Origin of the sequence: Bradyrhizobium elkanii USDA 76, assembly GCF_023278185.1 — a bacterium.
Classification (GTDB): domain Bacteria; phylum Pseudomonadota; class Alphaproteobacteria; order Rhizobiales; family Xanthobacteraceae; genus Bradyrhizobium; species Bradyrhizobium elkanii.
On the sequence record NZ_CP066356.1, the window covers coordinates 1,415,914 to 1,429,794 of the forward strand.

General features: G+C 62.4%; 17 protein-coding genes. 14 read left to right on the forward strand and 3 right to left on the reverse strand.

Annotated elements, in window-relative coordinates; translation table 11 throughout:
* Positions 1-201: 201 nt before the first annotated feature.
* Together JEY66_RS06715 and JEY66_RS06720 are read right to left on the reverse strand one after the other, a co-directional pair.
* Positions 202-558: a hypothetical protein gene (locus tag JEY66_RS06715; protein ID WP_018268774.1), complete on the reverse strand. Its 357-nt coding sequence runs from the start codon at positions 556-558 to the stop codon at positions 202-204.
* A gap of 404 nt (positions 559-962) precedes the next feature.
* Entirely contained in the window at positions 963-1,109 is a 147-nt protein-coding gene (locus JEY66_RS06720; protein WP_157183395.1) for a hypothetical protein, read from the reverse strand.
* 145 nt (positions 1,110-1,254) lie between these two features.
* Between JEY66_RS06720 and JEY66_RS06725 the strand changes: the two genes are divergently transcribed.
* From JEY66_RS06725 to ccoS, 12 genes are all read left to right on the forward strand, one after another.
* Positions 1,255-2,001 (forward strand): CBS domain-containing protein, encoded by a 747-nt coding sequence (locus JEY66_RS06725; RefSeq protein ID WP_018268771.1) that lies wholly within the window; start codon positions 1,255-1,257, stop codon positions 1,999-2,001.
* On the forward strand, positions 1,998-2,207 hold the full coding sequence (locus tag JEY66_RS06730; protein ID WP_100213611.1) for a hypothetical protein: 210 nt from the start codon (positions 1,998-2,000) through the stop codon (positions 2,205-2,207). The genes JEY66_RS06725 and JEY66_RS06730 overlap by 4 nt, the downstream gene beginning before the upstream one ends.
* Before the next feature lie 192 nt (positions 2,208-2,399).
* Complete coding sequence (locus tag JEY66_RS06735) at positions 2,400-2,627, forward strand: hypothetical protein (protein ID WP_018268770.1); 228 nt, start codon at positions 2,400-2,402, stop codon at positions 2,625-2,627.
* A gap of 112 nt (positions 2,628-2,739) precedes the next feature.
* The gene (locus tag JEY66_RS06740) at positions 2,740-3,237 is read left to right on the forward strand and encodes a hypothetical protein (RefSeq protein ID WP_157183394.1); all 498 of its coding nucleotides are present in this window, start codon (positions 2,740-2,742) and stop codon (positions 3,235-3,237) included.
* 26 nt (positions 3,238-3,263) lie between these two features.
* On the forward strand, positions 3,264-4,886 hold the full coding sequence (gene ccoN, locus JEY66_RS06745; protein ID WP_162136674.1) for a cytochrome-c oxidase, cbb3-type subunit I: 1,623 nt from the start codon (positions 3,264-3,266) through the stop codon (positions 4,884-4,886).
* 8 nt (positions 4,887-4,894) lie between these two features.
* Positions 4,895-5,629 carry a cytochrome-c oxidase, cbb3-type subunit II gene (gene ccoO / locus JEY66_RS06750; RefSeq protein ID WP_018268767.1) on the forward strand — a complete coding sequence of 245 codons (735 nt, stop codon included), beginning with the start codon at positions 4,895-4,897 and terminating at the stop codon, positions 5,627-5,629.
* A 10-nt stretch (positions 5,630-5,639) separates the two neighbouring features.
* Positions 5,640-5,804 carry a cbb3-type cytochrome c oxidase subunit 3 gene (locus JEY66_RS06755; RefSeq protein ID WP_016845468.1) on the forward strand — a complete coding sequence of 55 codons (165 nt, stop codon included), beginning with the start codon at positions 5,640-5,642 and terminating at the stop codon, positions 5,802-5,804.
* Positions 5,805-5,810: 6 nt separating this feature from the next.
* On the forward strand, positions 5,811-6,683 hold the full coding sequence (ccoP, locus tag JEY66_RS06760) for a cytochrome-c oxidase, cbb3-type subunit III (RefSeq protein WP_018268766.1): 873 nt from the start codon (positions 5,811-5,813) through the stop codon (positions 6,681-6,683).
* A gap of 94 nt (positions 6,684-6,777) precedes the next feature.
* A complete protein-coding gene (ccoG, locus tag JEY66_RS06765; RefSeq protein WP_018268765.1) occupies positions 6,778-8,235 on the forward strand; it encodes a cytochrome c oxidase accessory protein CcoG in 1,458 nt (485 codons plus the stop codon).
* A 15-nt stretch (positions 8,236-8,250) separates the two neighbouring features.
* A complete protein-coding gene (locus tag JEY66_RS06770; protein ID WP_018268764.1) occupies positions 8,251-8,751 on the forward strand; it encodes a FixH family protein in 501 nt (166 codons plus the stop codon).
* Between the two features lie 11 nt (positions 8,752-8,762).
* Complete coding sequence (locus JEY66_RS06775; RefSeq protein ID WP_018268763.1) at positions 8,763-10,949, forward strand: heavy metal translocating P-type ATPase; 2,187 nt, start codon at positions 8,763-8,765, stop codon at positions 10,947-10,949.
* Entirely contained in the window at positions 10,949-11,116 is a 168-nt protein-coding gene (ccoS, locus tag JEY66_RS06780; protein ID WP_026191809.1) for a cbb3-type cytochrome oxidase assembly protein CcoS, read from the forward strand. The genes JEY66_RS06775 and ccoS overlap by 1 nt, the downstream gene beginning before the upstream one ends.
* Here ccoS and JEY66_RS06785 read toward each other — a convergent pair.
* A complete protein-coding gene (locus JEY66_RS06785) occupies positions 11,098-11,283 on the reverse strand; it encodes a hypothetical protein (protein ID WP_016845473.1) in 186 nt (61 codons plus the stop codon). The genes ccoS and JEY66_RS06785 overlap by 19 nt on opposite strands.
* A 530-nt stretch (positions 11,284-11,813) precedes the next feature.
* Between JEY66_RS06785 and JEY66_RS06790 the strand changes: the two genes are divergently transcribed.
* Both JEY66_RS06790 and JEY66_RS06795 read left to right on the forward strand, forming a co-directional pair.
* Entirely contained in the window at positions 11,814-12,992 is a 1,179-nt protein-coding gene (locus JEY66_RS06790) for an NnrS family protein (RefSeq protein WP_018268761.1), read from the forward strand.
* Between the two features lie 46 nt (positions 12,993-13,038).
* Positions 13,039-13,614, forward strand: a complete 576-nt coding sequence (locus tag JEY66_RS06795) for a cytochrome b (RefSeq protein WP_370144067.1) — start codon at positions 13,039-13,041, stop codon at positions 13,612-13,614.
* Positions 13,615-13,881: the final 267 nt, after the last annotated feature.

A 13,881-nucleotide genomic window follows, 5' to 3' on the forward strand; every position in this document is an offset into this window, starting at 1 on the left:
GGTTGTACCACGATGCGTTGGGCGGTCTCCGCCCTCACCCAGCCGCCCGGGATGCGGCGACAAGGAAAGACGAGCTGGTGAATGGCGTTGCCCTCGATCACGGCGAGCTCTAGGTCTCGACCGAAGGGGGCCGTCGTGACCCCCTCCCATGTTTCGCTGACGCCGGCCCCTGGGCGCTGTGGAGCGTCCCGTCCTGGCACGTCAGGCGGCCTTCTGAGTAGCCTCGTCGACACTGCCGGTCTTTCGTGCAAACAGATTCAGCTCGATCGTACCCAGCGAACGCGCGGTTTCGATCGCGTACGTCGCGTCGCTCGCGCTACGCGCCGTGACGCCCTTGGCCCAATCCTGCAACGCCGTGATCTTCTCGGCGACCGAGGCTGTGGAATTGAACCTGCGGAAGAGCTCCCAGGCCTCGTTTGATTCGACCTGGATCTGCTCGAACCAGTGCCGGTTCGCTTCAATCAGCTTCTCCGCGAATTCCGACTGGACGGTCATCGCGCGCTTTGCGTAGCCCTGGATGGCGTCGGAGACGGGACGGACTTCGTTTCGCTCTGTCATGTTCAAAATCCTTCGTAGGGGGAGGCCTTGCTTCCCATATGGGCGGCGCTTGTGTGTTGACATGCGTCAACTCGATGGCTTCCAGCCTGCACCGATCCTGGCGATCAATCTAGCTCCGCTTGGGATCGACGACTGCGTCGGTTCGCAGGTTGATGAAGTGGATGCCGTCACAGGCGGCGCAGGAGATCGAGTACAGATTGTCAGCCAGAGACTCGGACGCCTCACCGGGAAGCAGAGCTTGGACGCGATCACCGGTGGTTGGACACGAGAAGATAATCGGGCGCCAAGCCCTTCGGTCTGCCATTTGCACAATCCTGACGGAACAACATCTTCCAGCCGCACGCGTCGTGCCGCATTGACGCACGTCAAAATTCCGGAAGAACGGTCGAGACGGCGCCGACAGCCTAGAACGGGCGGCGGCGACGGGGCCGGACAGGGCTTGACTTGGCCGGCTGGCTTAGCGAAGGCCGCTTTGCCTGCAACATCATCCGGACGAAGGCCACGACAGCGATCGCGAGCGCGCCAATCGAGGCGAGCAGGTTCTGCAACATGATTCGGTTCTCCTGACCGACTGGCAACATCTTCGATCACCGGCTGTGGCGCCTTGATTCCCGTCAAGTGCAGCCATTGAGGGAGATCAAGACGAATGGGCCGGTCATGTGTGAGCTTGCTGCAAGTGTCGAAGGGAGAGCGGCAATGCGCGCACATCAGATCATGGCGAGACATCTCGTCACTGTTGGAACCGAAACATCCATTATCGAAGCCGCCAAGCTGATGATGGATCACCATATCAGCGGCCTGCCGGTGGTCGATGCGGCTGGAAGATTGGTCGGGATCCTGTCGGAGAGCGACTTTCTGCGACGAAGCGAGATCGATACGCAGCGCCGTCGTAGCGGCTGGTTCAAGTTTCTTCTCGGCCCCGGCTACGCAGCCGCGGACTTTGTCCACGAGCGCGGGCGGAAGGTCGGAGAGATCATGTCGTGCGACCCCGTCACCGTGACGGAAGAAACGCCTTTGCCTGACCTGGTCGATCTCATGGAGAAGAAGGGCATCAAGCGGCTGCCGGTGATGCGCGACGGGCGCCTCGTTGGCCTCGTGACGCGGGCGGACCTGCTGCGTACTGTCGCGTCCATCGCGCACCAGATCCCGGATCCCACGGCGGACGACAACCATATCCACGATCGCATCGTGCGGGTGCTCGACGGTGCAAACTGGTGTCCGCTCGGGCTGCAGGTCTCGGTGCGCGACGGCGTGGTGCACCTTCGTGGGGTCATCATGGACGAACGGGCGAGGCGGGCGGCGATCGTCGCCGCGGAGAATGCTGTTGGCGTCAAGGAAGTGCACGATCATCTGTGCTACGTCGATACCTATTCCGGCTTCTATATCCAATCCGCGGAAGACGAGCGAGCAGCTGCCGCCAAAGCGGACGAGGCCGCAGAATGATCGTTCGCCCAGCAATCATACTGACGCCGTTGATCGCGACCGCAGTGGTCAGCGCCGATGTCGTGGGATTCGCCGCAACGTTGCTTGTGATCTGTGCGATCGTTGGTTTCGCGATTGCTGCCGCTGGATGGACCGTCAACGGCAAGACGACGTCAATACCGGCGGTCCAGCCCTCATCCGCAGACTGGAAATCTCGCCACAAATAGTACCTCGTCCGGTCCGGTTGTCGTTCCTGGTCACGTGAGCCGCACGTCGCGAAATGCGCGTGGTCCGCGCGGTCGAGATCGTTCAAGCTCTGCTCGCCTTGCAATACAGAGCAAGCCGTTGCGACAGATCAATACGGGCGCCTCGCACTGATGGCAGCGTCAGCAACGGGAATCAGCCCATGCGAGGGTGCCATGCCATCATTCGATGTTCGCTTCATCAAAACCGTTTGCGACGACACCGGCCACGAGCATCGCGCCTGCCAGGCAGTGTTCAAGGTCGACGCTGCCTCGCTTTCCGCGGCCGCACAGCTGGCCGAGGCCGACTTCTGTAGGCAGAAGGGTGTCCGCGACTGGACGATCTTTGCCGATTCCATGGAGCTTCGAACGCCGCCGGCTTTGCCGTCGGCCTGGGGCGGCTAGCGCCCCTTGGGCGGCCGTCGCGATCGATTGCCGCGCTATCGCGTGCTTGATCGGTATCAAATCGACAATCGGGTCCTTCGGCTAGAGATGGAGAGCCAAAAGGGGGTGAGAAATGATCGACCGATCAGCTGGCAATAGCTCGCCGCAGTTCAAGAATCTTCTCGCGCGCTTGCGAGCGTTTCTTGCGCGTCGACACGAATTCGATCTGTTGACCGCTAGGGAGATCGACGAGATCGCGCACGAGCTGAATCTGCCGACGTCGGACCTTCGTGCGCTTGCCCGCGAGCAAGGTTCGCCGGAGTTGCTCAGCAAGCGTCTCGAGCATGCAGGGTTGTCCGAGCAGACGCTCGCGTCGTCCCATTGCGATGTGTTGCGTGATCTGCAGCGAGTGTGCGGTCTATGCCGTGAGAAGGCTCGCTGCGCCGCGGATCTCGCGCGGGAAAGGCGGGCCAGTCCGGCACGATACTGTCCGAATGAACTAACCCTGACGGCGCTGAGCCGCGGCGCCAGCGGCGCTCGGCATGGCGCAGGAATTGATGCCGATCAAGTAGCTGGCGGCGAGATTGTAGTCTCCATGACGCCACCGCATCCAAAGAAAGCTTCCACATGACAAGTCCATCTTCCGTTTCAAAGTCGATGACGATGGGCGAAGCCGGCTTGACGTCTTCACTTGCGGTTTTTGCCTTCGTTAGCTTTCTGGGCGCGGCGATGGGGCACGATGCGGCGTTCAGTTTTCACGCGTCGCTTGCTTGTGCCGCCAGCCTGATCTCCGTGGTCATGATCGGCAATCGCTACCTTGACCGTCCTGCAGAATTGCCACCGGCGGAGATCGGCGGGCGCCCCAACTACAACCTTGGCCCGATCAAGTTCGCGTCCGCCATGGCGATGTTCTGGGGCATCGCGGGTTTCACTGTGGGTCTGATCATCGCCATGCAGCTGGCCTGGCCGGCGCTTAATTTCGATCTGCCCTGGACGACATTCGGCCGCCTGCGGCCGCTGCATACGTCGGCCGTGATCTTCGCGTTCGGCGGCAACGTCCTGATCGCAACGTCGTTTTATGTCGTGCAAAAGACCTGCCGCACTCGCCTTGCAGGCGACCTGTCGCCCTGGTTCGTCGTGGTCGGCTACAACTTCTTCATCCTGGTCGCCGGCACCGGCTACCTGCTCGGCGTGACCCAGTCGAAGGAATACGCCGAGCCGGAATGGTACGCCGACTTCTGGCTGACGATCGTCTGGGTGACGTATCTGCTCGTGTTCCTGATGACGCTGGTGAGGCGCAAGGAGCCGCATATCTTCGTCGCCAACTGGTTCTACCTGGCGTTCATCATCACGATCGCGGTGCTGCATCTCGGCAACAATCCCGCGCTGCCGGTTTCCTTCCTCGGCTCGAAGTCCTACATCGCCTGGGGCGGTGTGCAGGATGCGATGTTCCAGTGGTGGTACGGCCACAATGCGGTCGGGTTCTTCCTGACCGCCGGCTTCCTGGCGATCATGTACTACTTCATTCCGAAGCGGGCGGAGCGTCCGGTCTATTCATACCGGCTTTCGATCATCCATTTCTGGGCGTTGATCTTCCTCTACATTTGGGCCGGCCCGCATCATCTGCACTACACGGCGCTGCCGGACTGGGCGCAGACGCTCGGCATGACGTTCTCGATCATGCTCTGGATGCCGTCCTGGGGCGGCATGATCAACGGCCTGATGACGCTGTCGGGAGCGTGGGACAAGCTGCGCACCGATCCCGTGCTGCGCATGATGGTGGTGTCGGTCGCCTTCTACGGCATGTCGACCTTCGAAGGCCCGATGATGTCGATCAAGGTGGTCAACTCGTTGAGCCACTATACCGACTGGACCATCGGCCATGTGCATTCCGGCGCGTTGGGCTGGGTCGGATTCGTCTCCTTCGGCGCGCTCTACTGCCTGATCCCCTGGCTGTGGAATCGCCAGCTCTACAGCCTGAAGCTGGTCAACTGGCACTTCTGGATCTCAACCATCGGCATCGTGCTCTACATTTCCGCGATGTGGGTGTCGGGAATCCTGCAAGGCCTGATGTGGCGTGCCTACACCTCGCTCGGCTTCCTCGAATACTCCTTCATCGAATCCGTCGAGGCCATGCACCCCTTCTACATCATTCGCGCAGCGGGCGGCGCGCTGTTCCTGGTCGGCGCCCTGATCATGGCCTTCAATCTCTGGATGACGGTCAATGCTGGCCAGGCCAGCGAAATCGAGGGCGCCGGCGCTCTCCAGCCTGCCGAATAGGTCACGCAATGTCCATCTGGAATCGACACAAGATCTTTGAGAAGAACTCTATCATCCTGATCGCCGGCATTCTCGTCGTCATTGCGATCGGCGGGCTGGTCGAGATCACGCCGCTGTTCTATCTGAAGAGCACGATCGAGGCGGTCGACGGCGTGCGGCCCTATACGCCGCTCGAGCTCGCCGGCCGCAACATCTATGTCCGCGAGGGCTGCTATCTCTGCCACTCGCAGATGATCCGCCCGTTGCGTGACGAGGTCGAGCGCTATGGCCACTATTCGCTGGCGGCCGAGAGCATGTACGACCATCCATTCCAGTGGGGCTCCAAGCGCACCGGACCGGATCTTGCGCGGGTCGGCGGCAAGTACTCCGATGATTGGCACGTCACTCACCTGATCAATCCGCGCTCGATCGTTCCGCAGTCGGTGATGCCCGGGTACCCGTCGCTCGCGAAGACGGAACTCGATCCGTCCGACGTCGCGGCTCATCTGCGGACGAATCGCGCGGTCGGCGTACCCTATACCGACGAGCAAATCGCCAACGCGGTCGCCGATCTCAAAGCGCAGGTCGATCCCGACAGCCCCGGCTCCGATCCGTTTCAGAAGCGCTATCCGAAGGCCCTGGTCCGCAACTTCGACGGCAAGGCCGGCAATCCGACCGAGCTCGACGCCCTGATCGCCTATCTTCAGATGCTCGGCACGCTCGTCGACTTCAAGCTCTACAACGAAAAAGCCAATCTGCGCTGAGGGCACGAGCATGAAAGCGATCATTCACGTCGAGAATTTCGCATCAAGCCTGGTCGGCACGCTCTGGACGCCGATCTTCGTTGGAATCTTCATCGCCATCGTCGCCTACGCACTGTGGCCCCGCAACAAATCTCTCTTCGACGCCGCAGCCCGGATGCCGCTGCGGGAGGACTGACCGATCATGAGCGAGCATAATGAGATCGACCGCGTTTCCGGCCGCAGCACGACCGGTCATGACTGGGACGGCATCAAGGAACTGAACACGCCGCTGCCGCGGTGGTGGGTCCTGACTTTCTATGCAACGATCGTCTGGGCGATCGGTTACTGGGTCGTCTATCCGGCCTGGCCGCTGGTCTCGGGCTACACCACCGGTCTGTTCCAGTATTCCACCCGCGCCAGTGTCGCGACCGACCTGGCCGATCTCGAGAAGCTGCGTGGCGAGAAGATGGCGGTGCTCGGCAATGCGTCGCTGGCCGACATCGAGAAGGATCCTGCTCTGCTGGCGCTGGCGCGCGCCCGCGGCAAGACCGTGTTCGCCGACAATTGCGCGCCCTGCCACGGCAGCGGCGGCGCGGGTGCAAAGGGCTATCCGAACCTGAACGACGACGACTGGCTGTGGGGCGGCTCGCTTGACCAGATCATGCAGACGATCCAGTTCGGCGCGCGCTCCGGACACGCAAAGACCCATGAAGGCCAGATGCTCGCATTCGGCCGCGACGGCGTCCTCAAGAAGGACGAGATCGTGACCGTCGCCAACTATGTGCGCTCGCTTTCCGGCCTTTCCACCGCGCCGAAGTTCGATGCCGCCGCCGGCAAGAAGCTATTCACCGAAAACTGCACCAGCTGCCACGGCGACAACGGCAAGGGCAACCCGGAGCTCGGCGCGCCGAACCTGACCGACCAGATCTGGCTCTATGGCTCCGACGAGGGGGCGCTGGTCGAGACGATCACCAACGGCCGCGCCGGCGTGATGCCGGCCTGGGTCGGCCGTCTGGATCCGGTCACCGTCAAGGCGCTGGCGGTCTATGTGCACTCATTAGGCGGCGGCAAATAGCTGCCGCCGCGAGGCCGTCCGGGATCATTGACCGAGGTCAAACCCGGACCTGGTGCAGGGATGTAGGTTTCAACCAGCCTCATTCGAGCAACCCATGAACAAGCCCGTGCCGCCTGCTGAACTCATGACCGACGAAGACGGGCCGCTCTACGCGCCTCGCAAGAAGGTGTACCCGCAGAGCGTATCCGGCCGGTTCCGCTCGATCAAGTGGCGGCTGATGGCCGTCTGCCTCGGCGTCTACTATCTGCTGCCCTTCGTACGCTGGCATCGGGGTCTCGGCGCGCCCGACCAGGCGGTCCTGATCGACTTCCCAAACCGACGCTTCTATTTCTTCTTCATCGAGCTGTGGCCGCAGGAAATCTACTACTTCACTGGCCTTCTGGTGCTCGCGGCGTTCGCCCTGTTCCTGATGAATGCGCTCGGTGGCCGGATCTGGTGCGGCTATCTCTGCCCGCAGACGGTCTGGACGGATCTTTTCTATGCGGTCGAGCGGCTGGTAGAAGGTGACCGCCGCGCCCAGATGAAGGCCGATGCGGGCCCGATGACCGTAAACCGCGCCGGTCGCCGTGCGTTGAAGCACGCGATCTGGCTGATGATCGCTTGGTGGACCGGTGGCGCCTGGGTGCTCTATTTCGCCGATGCGCCGACCCTGGTGCGTGACCTTGCGACCTTTCAGGCGCCGGCGATCGCTTATGTCTGGATCGCGATGCTGACCGCATCGACCTATCTGCTGGCCGGCTATGTGCGCGAGCAGGTCTGCGTCTATATGTGCCCTTGGCCGCGGATCCAGGCCGCGCTGACCGACGAATGGGCGCTCAACGTCACTTACAAATACGATCGTGGTGAGCCGCGTTGCTCCGTGAAGAAGGCGTTCGACATTCGCTCGCTCGGCGAGAAGGCCGGCGATTGCATCGATTGCAACCAGTGCGTTGCCGTATGCCCGACCGGGATCGACATTCGCGATGGTGCGCAGCTTGGCTGCATCCAGTGCGGCCTGTGCATCGATGCCTGTGACGCCGTCATGACCAAGGTCAGCCGCAAGGCCGGTTTGATCGGATACGATAACGATATCAACGTTCAGCGGCGCGTCGCCGGCAAGCAGGAGATTTTCAAGCCCGTTCGCGCCCGTACCGTCGTCTACGCCAGCCTGATCACCGTAGTCTGCGCCGTGATGCTTTACGCGTTGATGTCGCGAACCCTGCTCGACGTCAACGTGCTGCACGACCGCAATCCGATCGCGGTGCGTCTCAGCGACGGCGCGATCCGCAATGGATACACACTGCGCTTCCTCAACAAGCGCGGTTTTGATCGTGTGATCGCGATCGATGTCGATGGACCCGCCGAAGCGAAGCTACACGTCATCGGTTCGGACTCCGTGACGCCAGATCGGCCGATGATCGTTCTTGCGCGTGACACCACCACCGAACTGCGCGTGCTGGTGACGACGCCGTTCGATGAAAAAGCGGAAAAGTCGGTGCCGGTCACATTCCGCGTCACTGATATCGGTCTCGGAGAGGTCGCCTCCGCGACCGACCACTTCGTCCTTCCCTAAGCACGGAATTTCATCATGGCAGTCTCAAGTCAAGCCGCGCGACCTATCACCGGACGTTTCGTCCTGGTCACGACGGTCGCGTTCTTTGCCGTCGTCATCAGCGTGAACATGGTCATGATGCGCCTTGCCATTACGACTCTTCCGGGCACCGAGGTCGACAGCGCATACAGCGCCAGCCTCGCCTATCAGCGCGAGATCGACGCGGCCAGACAGCAGAACGAGCGCGACTGGCGGGTCCGGGCGCATATCGACCGGCGGCCTGACGGCAGCGCTGCAATCGCGCTGGAGGCGCGTGACCACGCCGGAGCGCCGCTGACGGGACTGAGTTTCCTCGCTCGGCTCGAGCGGCCGATCGATCATCGCGCAGACCGGGCGATCGAGATCACCGAGGCCGAGGGTGGGAGCTATAGCGGCCGCGCCGAGGGCGTCGCCGCGGGGCAGTGGGACCTCGTCATAGAGGGCGACGCTGACGGCGGCCGCATGTTCCTGTCGAAGAATCGAATCCTGCTGAACTGAAGGTGGATCCTATGCAGGCGGATATCGACTTCTCTCACTATCTGAAGACCACGGGCGTCGGGCTCATCCATCTCGATCTCGCAGTCGAAGGCATCAATTGTGCGGGCTGCATGGCCAAGATCGAGCGCAATTTGTCAACCATACCGGACGTCACCTCGGCCCGCGTGAACCTGACGAACAGTCGCCTTGCACTGGAATGGAAGGCGGGTGCTCTTGACCCGGCGCTGTTCGTAAGCCGTCTCGCGGAGCTCGGCTACAAGGCCTATCCCTTCGAGCGGAATGATGCCGAAACCCAGGAAGCCCGGCGTGCGCAAGCCCTGTTGCGCCGATTGGGTGTCGCCGCCTTTGCGGCGATGAACGTCATGATGCTGTCGGTCCCGGTATGGTCCGGCAACGTCTCCGACATGCTGCCGGAGCAGCGCGACTTCTTCCACTGGCTGTCGGCGCTGATCGTGCTGCCGGCGGCCGCTTACTCGGCGCAGCCCTTCTTCTCGTCGGCGTTGTCAGCGCTGCGGGCGCGCGGCGTCAACATGGACGTGCCGATCAGCATCGGCATCGTGCTCGCGCTGGCGACCTCGGTGATCGAGACCGTAAACCACGCCGAACATGCCTATTTCGATGCCGCGATCATGCTGATCGCGTTTCTGCTTGCCGGTCGTTATCTCGACCAGAACATGCGGCGGCGCACTCGCGCCTTTGCCGGCAACCTGGCTGCCCTCAAGGCGGAGACGGCGACGAAGTTCGTCGGTCCGACCGAGATCAAAACAGTCCCGGCAGCCGCGATCCGCGCCGGCGACATCGTTCTGCTGCGGCCCGGAGAGCGCTGCGCGGTCGATGGCAATGTGATCGAGGGCCGCTCGGAGGTCGATCAGAGCCTGATCACGGGCGAAACCTTACCGGCGATAGCCACGCCCGGCACTGCGGTGTTCGCCGGCACTCTGGTCCGTTCAGGCACATTGCGCATCCGCGCGTCCGCGGCTTCGGGCGGCACGTTGCTCGACGAAATATCCCGGCTGCTCGATCACGCGCTGCAGGCGCGCTCGCGCTATCTGCGTCTGGCGGAGCGGGCCTCGAGGCTCTATGCCCCGGTCGTGCACGCGACCGCGTTGCTCACGATGCTCGGCTGGCTGGCCTATGGCGCGAGTTTTCATGACTCGATCGTGACGGCGATTGCGGTCCTGATCATCACCTGTCCCTGCGCGCTGGGGCTTGCCATTCCGGCCGTGCAGACCGTTGCATCCGGGGCGCTGTTCAGCTCGGGCGTGCTGCTCAACGCCGGCGATGCGATCGAACGGATCGCCGAGATCGACCGGGTGATCTTCGACAAGACCGGCACGCTGACGCTGCCTGAGCTCGATGTCGCCAATCTCGGGGACGTCCCGGACGATGTCGTGAAGCTTGCGGGCCGGCTGGCCCTCTCAAGCCGTCATCCGGTCGCCGCGGCGGTCGCGCGCAAGGCGGGCGCGGCTTCGTCGCTTCCGGACATTCAGGAAGAGCCTGGCCAGGGCGTACACGGCTTTCGTGATGGGCGTCCGATCCGGCTGGGCCGCCCGTCATTTTGCGGTGCCGACGACCTCGCCAACGAGATTCTGCGCCGCGATCCGGAGGCGTCCGTCGTCGCATTCAGTCACGGCGAGAGCAGGTATGCGTTCGCGGTTCGCCAGCGGCTGCGGCCGGACGCGGCGGAGGTGATCGCAGCATTGACCCGCATGGGCATCGCCGTCGAGATCGTGTCCGGGGATCGCGAGCCAGCGGTCCGGCATGCGGCAAGGATGCTGGGCGTGCATGAATGGCGTGCGGAGGTCTCTCCGGTCGACAAGATCGAGCGGATCGAGGAGCTGGCGCGCCAGGGCTGCAAGGTACTGATGGTCGGCGACGGCTTGAATGACGCGCCGGCTTTGGCCGCGGCGCACGCCTCGATGTCGCCCGTTACCGCCACCCACATGAGCCAGGCAGTCGCCGATGCTGTCTTCCTGGGTGAGCGGCTCACGCCGGTCGTGGTCGCGGTTAAGGTGTCCCGCAAGGCGTTGCGGCTGATGCGGCAGAATCTCTGGCTTGCCGTCGTCTACAATGTGTTGGCGGTGCCGATCGCGATCGCCGGCCTGGTCACGCCGCTGATCGCGGCGGCGGCGATGTCGGGTTCGTCGGTGATCGTGATGCTCAATGCGCTGAGGGCGCGTGCGAGGGAGACGGTCTGATGGAGGTTCTAGTCATATTGGTGCCGCTGGCTCTCGCACTTGGCTTTGCCGGCCTGCTCGGCTTTCTCTGGTCACTCAAGAGCGGACAATATGAGGACCTCGATGGCGCGGCCTGGCGCGCCATCGCCGACGACGAGCCGGCCAGCGATCAGGGCCGATCCAAGTAGTGAAAATAAAGCAGTGAGATCGCCGATGCGATGGTCAGCGCCGTACAGGCAAGCGCCAGCATCAGTGTCCAGTCCGTCCGCCGCGATTGCGGCACCCGCGACCGCAGGAGCAGGACCGAGACCAGCCGGTTGATGTCACCAAACCGCGCCATTGTCAGCAGCAGCATATCGGCAGCACGTCAGGCCGCCAGTAGCGCCAGTGTGTTGCCGACACGGTAACGGGTTGCATCGTCGCGGCGTCCAGCCACCCCTCGGTGTGGCGGATGCAGGGGACGCCGCGCGGCTGACGTTCGCCATCAATCATTGCAAGTTCGATCACGCAACCGAATGGCGCCGACGCGATGTCGCGCCATCCCAAAAGGGGGAGCCGGCGAAACCATGATGTGAATGTGTGGCGCACGCAAGATCGCCTCCGGTCGATGTTCAGCTTTGTCGCACGTGTAGCAGTTCACGCGATTGACGTGGCTCAAAGTCTGCGGTGCGGACGGCGAGGGGGCCGTTGACGCAGCACAATCCACCAAGCGGGAGAGCTGCATTCTTGAGGTGCCCACGGCAAAGGAAATCCGGAGCAAACGCCACGGAGCGCTACCGGCCGGGTTGACGCAGATCAACTCAAGACCCGCGGCGACGCGATTAACTCTCATCGCGCAGTATCGTGCCAGATTTCGCTGACAGCCGCTGAACAAGGAAGACGTCCATGGCGACGATGCAGAGGTTAACGGGTTATCGGGGCCCAGCACTGTTCTCCTACGGCTTTCGGCCGTTCTTTCTGTTCGGCGCCATCTACGCCGGCGCAATCGTTCCATTGTGGATGGCGGTGTTCGTTGGGGATGTCAGCCTTCCAACCGCGTTCGCGCCACGGGACTGGCACGTGCATGAGATGCTGTTCGGTTACGTGGGTGCGGTGATAGCAGGCTTCCTGCTCACCGCCGTTCCGAACTGGACAGGACGCCTCCCAATTCAGGGCGGCCCGCTCGTCGCTCTGTTCGCCATCTGGCTTGCCGGAAGACTGACAGCGACATTCTCAGGCATCATCGGCTGGCAAATCGCGCTTGCGATCGACGCAGCGTTCTTGCTCTCGCTCGCAGCCGTTGCCGCGCGCGAGATCATCGCTGGTCGAAAGTGGGGCAATCTGAAACTGGTGGGCATCGTGTCGCTGCTTGCGACGACCAACATCGCTTTCCATGTGGAGGCACATTTCAGCGGTGTCGCGGACTATTCAGCGCGGGCGGGTATTGCGCTCGTCGTTACGCTGGTCTGTGTGATCGGGGGGCGGATCGTTCCGAGCTTCACGCGCAACTGGCTCTCGCGTCAGAGGCCGGGTCGGCTGCCTGTTCCCTTCGGTCGGTTCGACGCGGCGACGATAGTTGCCGGTGCGTGCGCCATGGGTGCATGGGCGGTGGTTCCCTCCGGTCGCGCGGTCGCGGGTGCCTTGGGATTTGCTGGGGGGCTCCACATCATCCGCCTTGCTCGCTGGGCGGGCCATCGAACGATATCGGACCGGCTCGTCCTGATCCTCCACGTTGCCTACGCGTTCGTGCCTGTCGGGTTTTTCCTGGCGGCGCTATCTTCGCTAGACCTCGTCGCCCCCAGCGCCGGCATCCATGCCTGGACCGGTGGTGCGATCGGTTCGATGACGATCGCAGTGATGACGCGAGCGTCGCTCGGCCATACGGGGCAGGAGCTCTCGGCATCCACTGCCACTCAGGCCGTCTACGCCTCGATCATCATCGCAGCGCTTGCGAGGATATGCGCGGCCGTCGATCCGACCTATTCGATTCCGTTATTGGTGATCGCGGGTGTCGCATGGACGGGTGCATTTCTGGGATTCGCGCTGGCCTATGCTCCGGCCCTGTGTCGTGCACGCAGGTTCTGAGTCCACCGGCTGTCGAAAGCTCACTATGGGCGCGGAGGAGGCAGTGATGAAGAATGCGGTTGGAAGGGACTACGGTCCAGTTGCAAAGACACTGCACTGGCTGAGCGTTCTCTTCGTCGCACTCGCATGGGCCTTGGGAACGTTCGGAGAGGAATTGTCCGAGGGATCAACGCGGGCGACCGGACTGATCGCGCATGTTTGGACCGGTCTTATCGTACTGTTGCTGGTCGCGGTGCGGATACCGTGGCGCGTTGCAAATCCGCCACCGAAGTCCAGTCCTACCGAATTCGGCAAATGGCTGATCGAATGGACGGATCCGGCAGCGCGGACTATGCACTACGTCCTTTACGTCTTGTTGGCGGCTGTACCGCTTGTTGGGATCGCATTTCTCTTCGCGCGAGGACATTCGCTCTCGCTGTTTGGATTTCTGGAGATCCCGTCACCGTGGAGTGCCGACCGAGCGCTCGCACGGAAACTAAAGGAAGTTCACGAAGTTCTCGGCAACCTGCTCGTTATCCTGGCGCTGTTTCACATGATGGCGGCACTGCTGCATCATTGGGTTTTTGGAGACAATACGTTGAAGCGGATGCTTCTGCACTTTCGCAGTCGGAACGCGCATTGATTTCAGAGGGAGACCGGCTCGAAGGCGTTTCGAGCTGTCGGAGCGACCGGGCGATTGTTCCCCGCAAGGAACAAGGTGTACTGCACGACTTGGCGGTAGTAGTGCCGGCTGCACTCAGGGCGCGCTCAAATCGAAACTGAAGTTTCGACGTGTTCAACCTTCTTGATCGTTCTTACCGTCAATAGGCGAAGTAGCCGTGCGTGCCCGGTTGCAGGACGGATCAAGGCTTGACTCGGTGCCGTTCCGCTTCAGCCTCTTGCTCCAGTC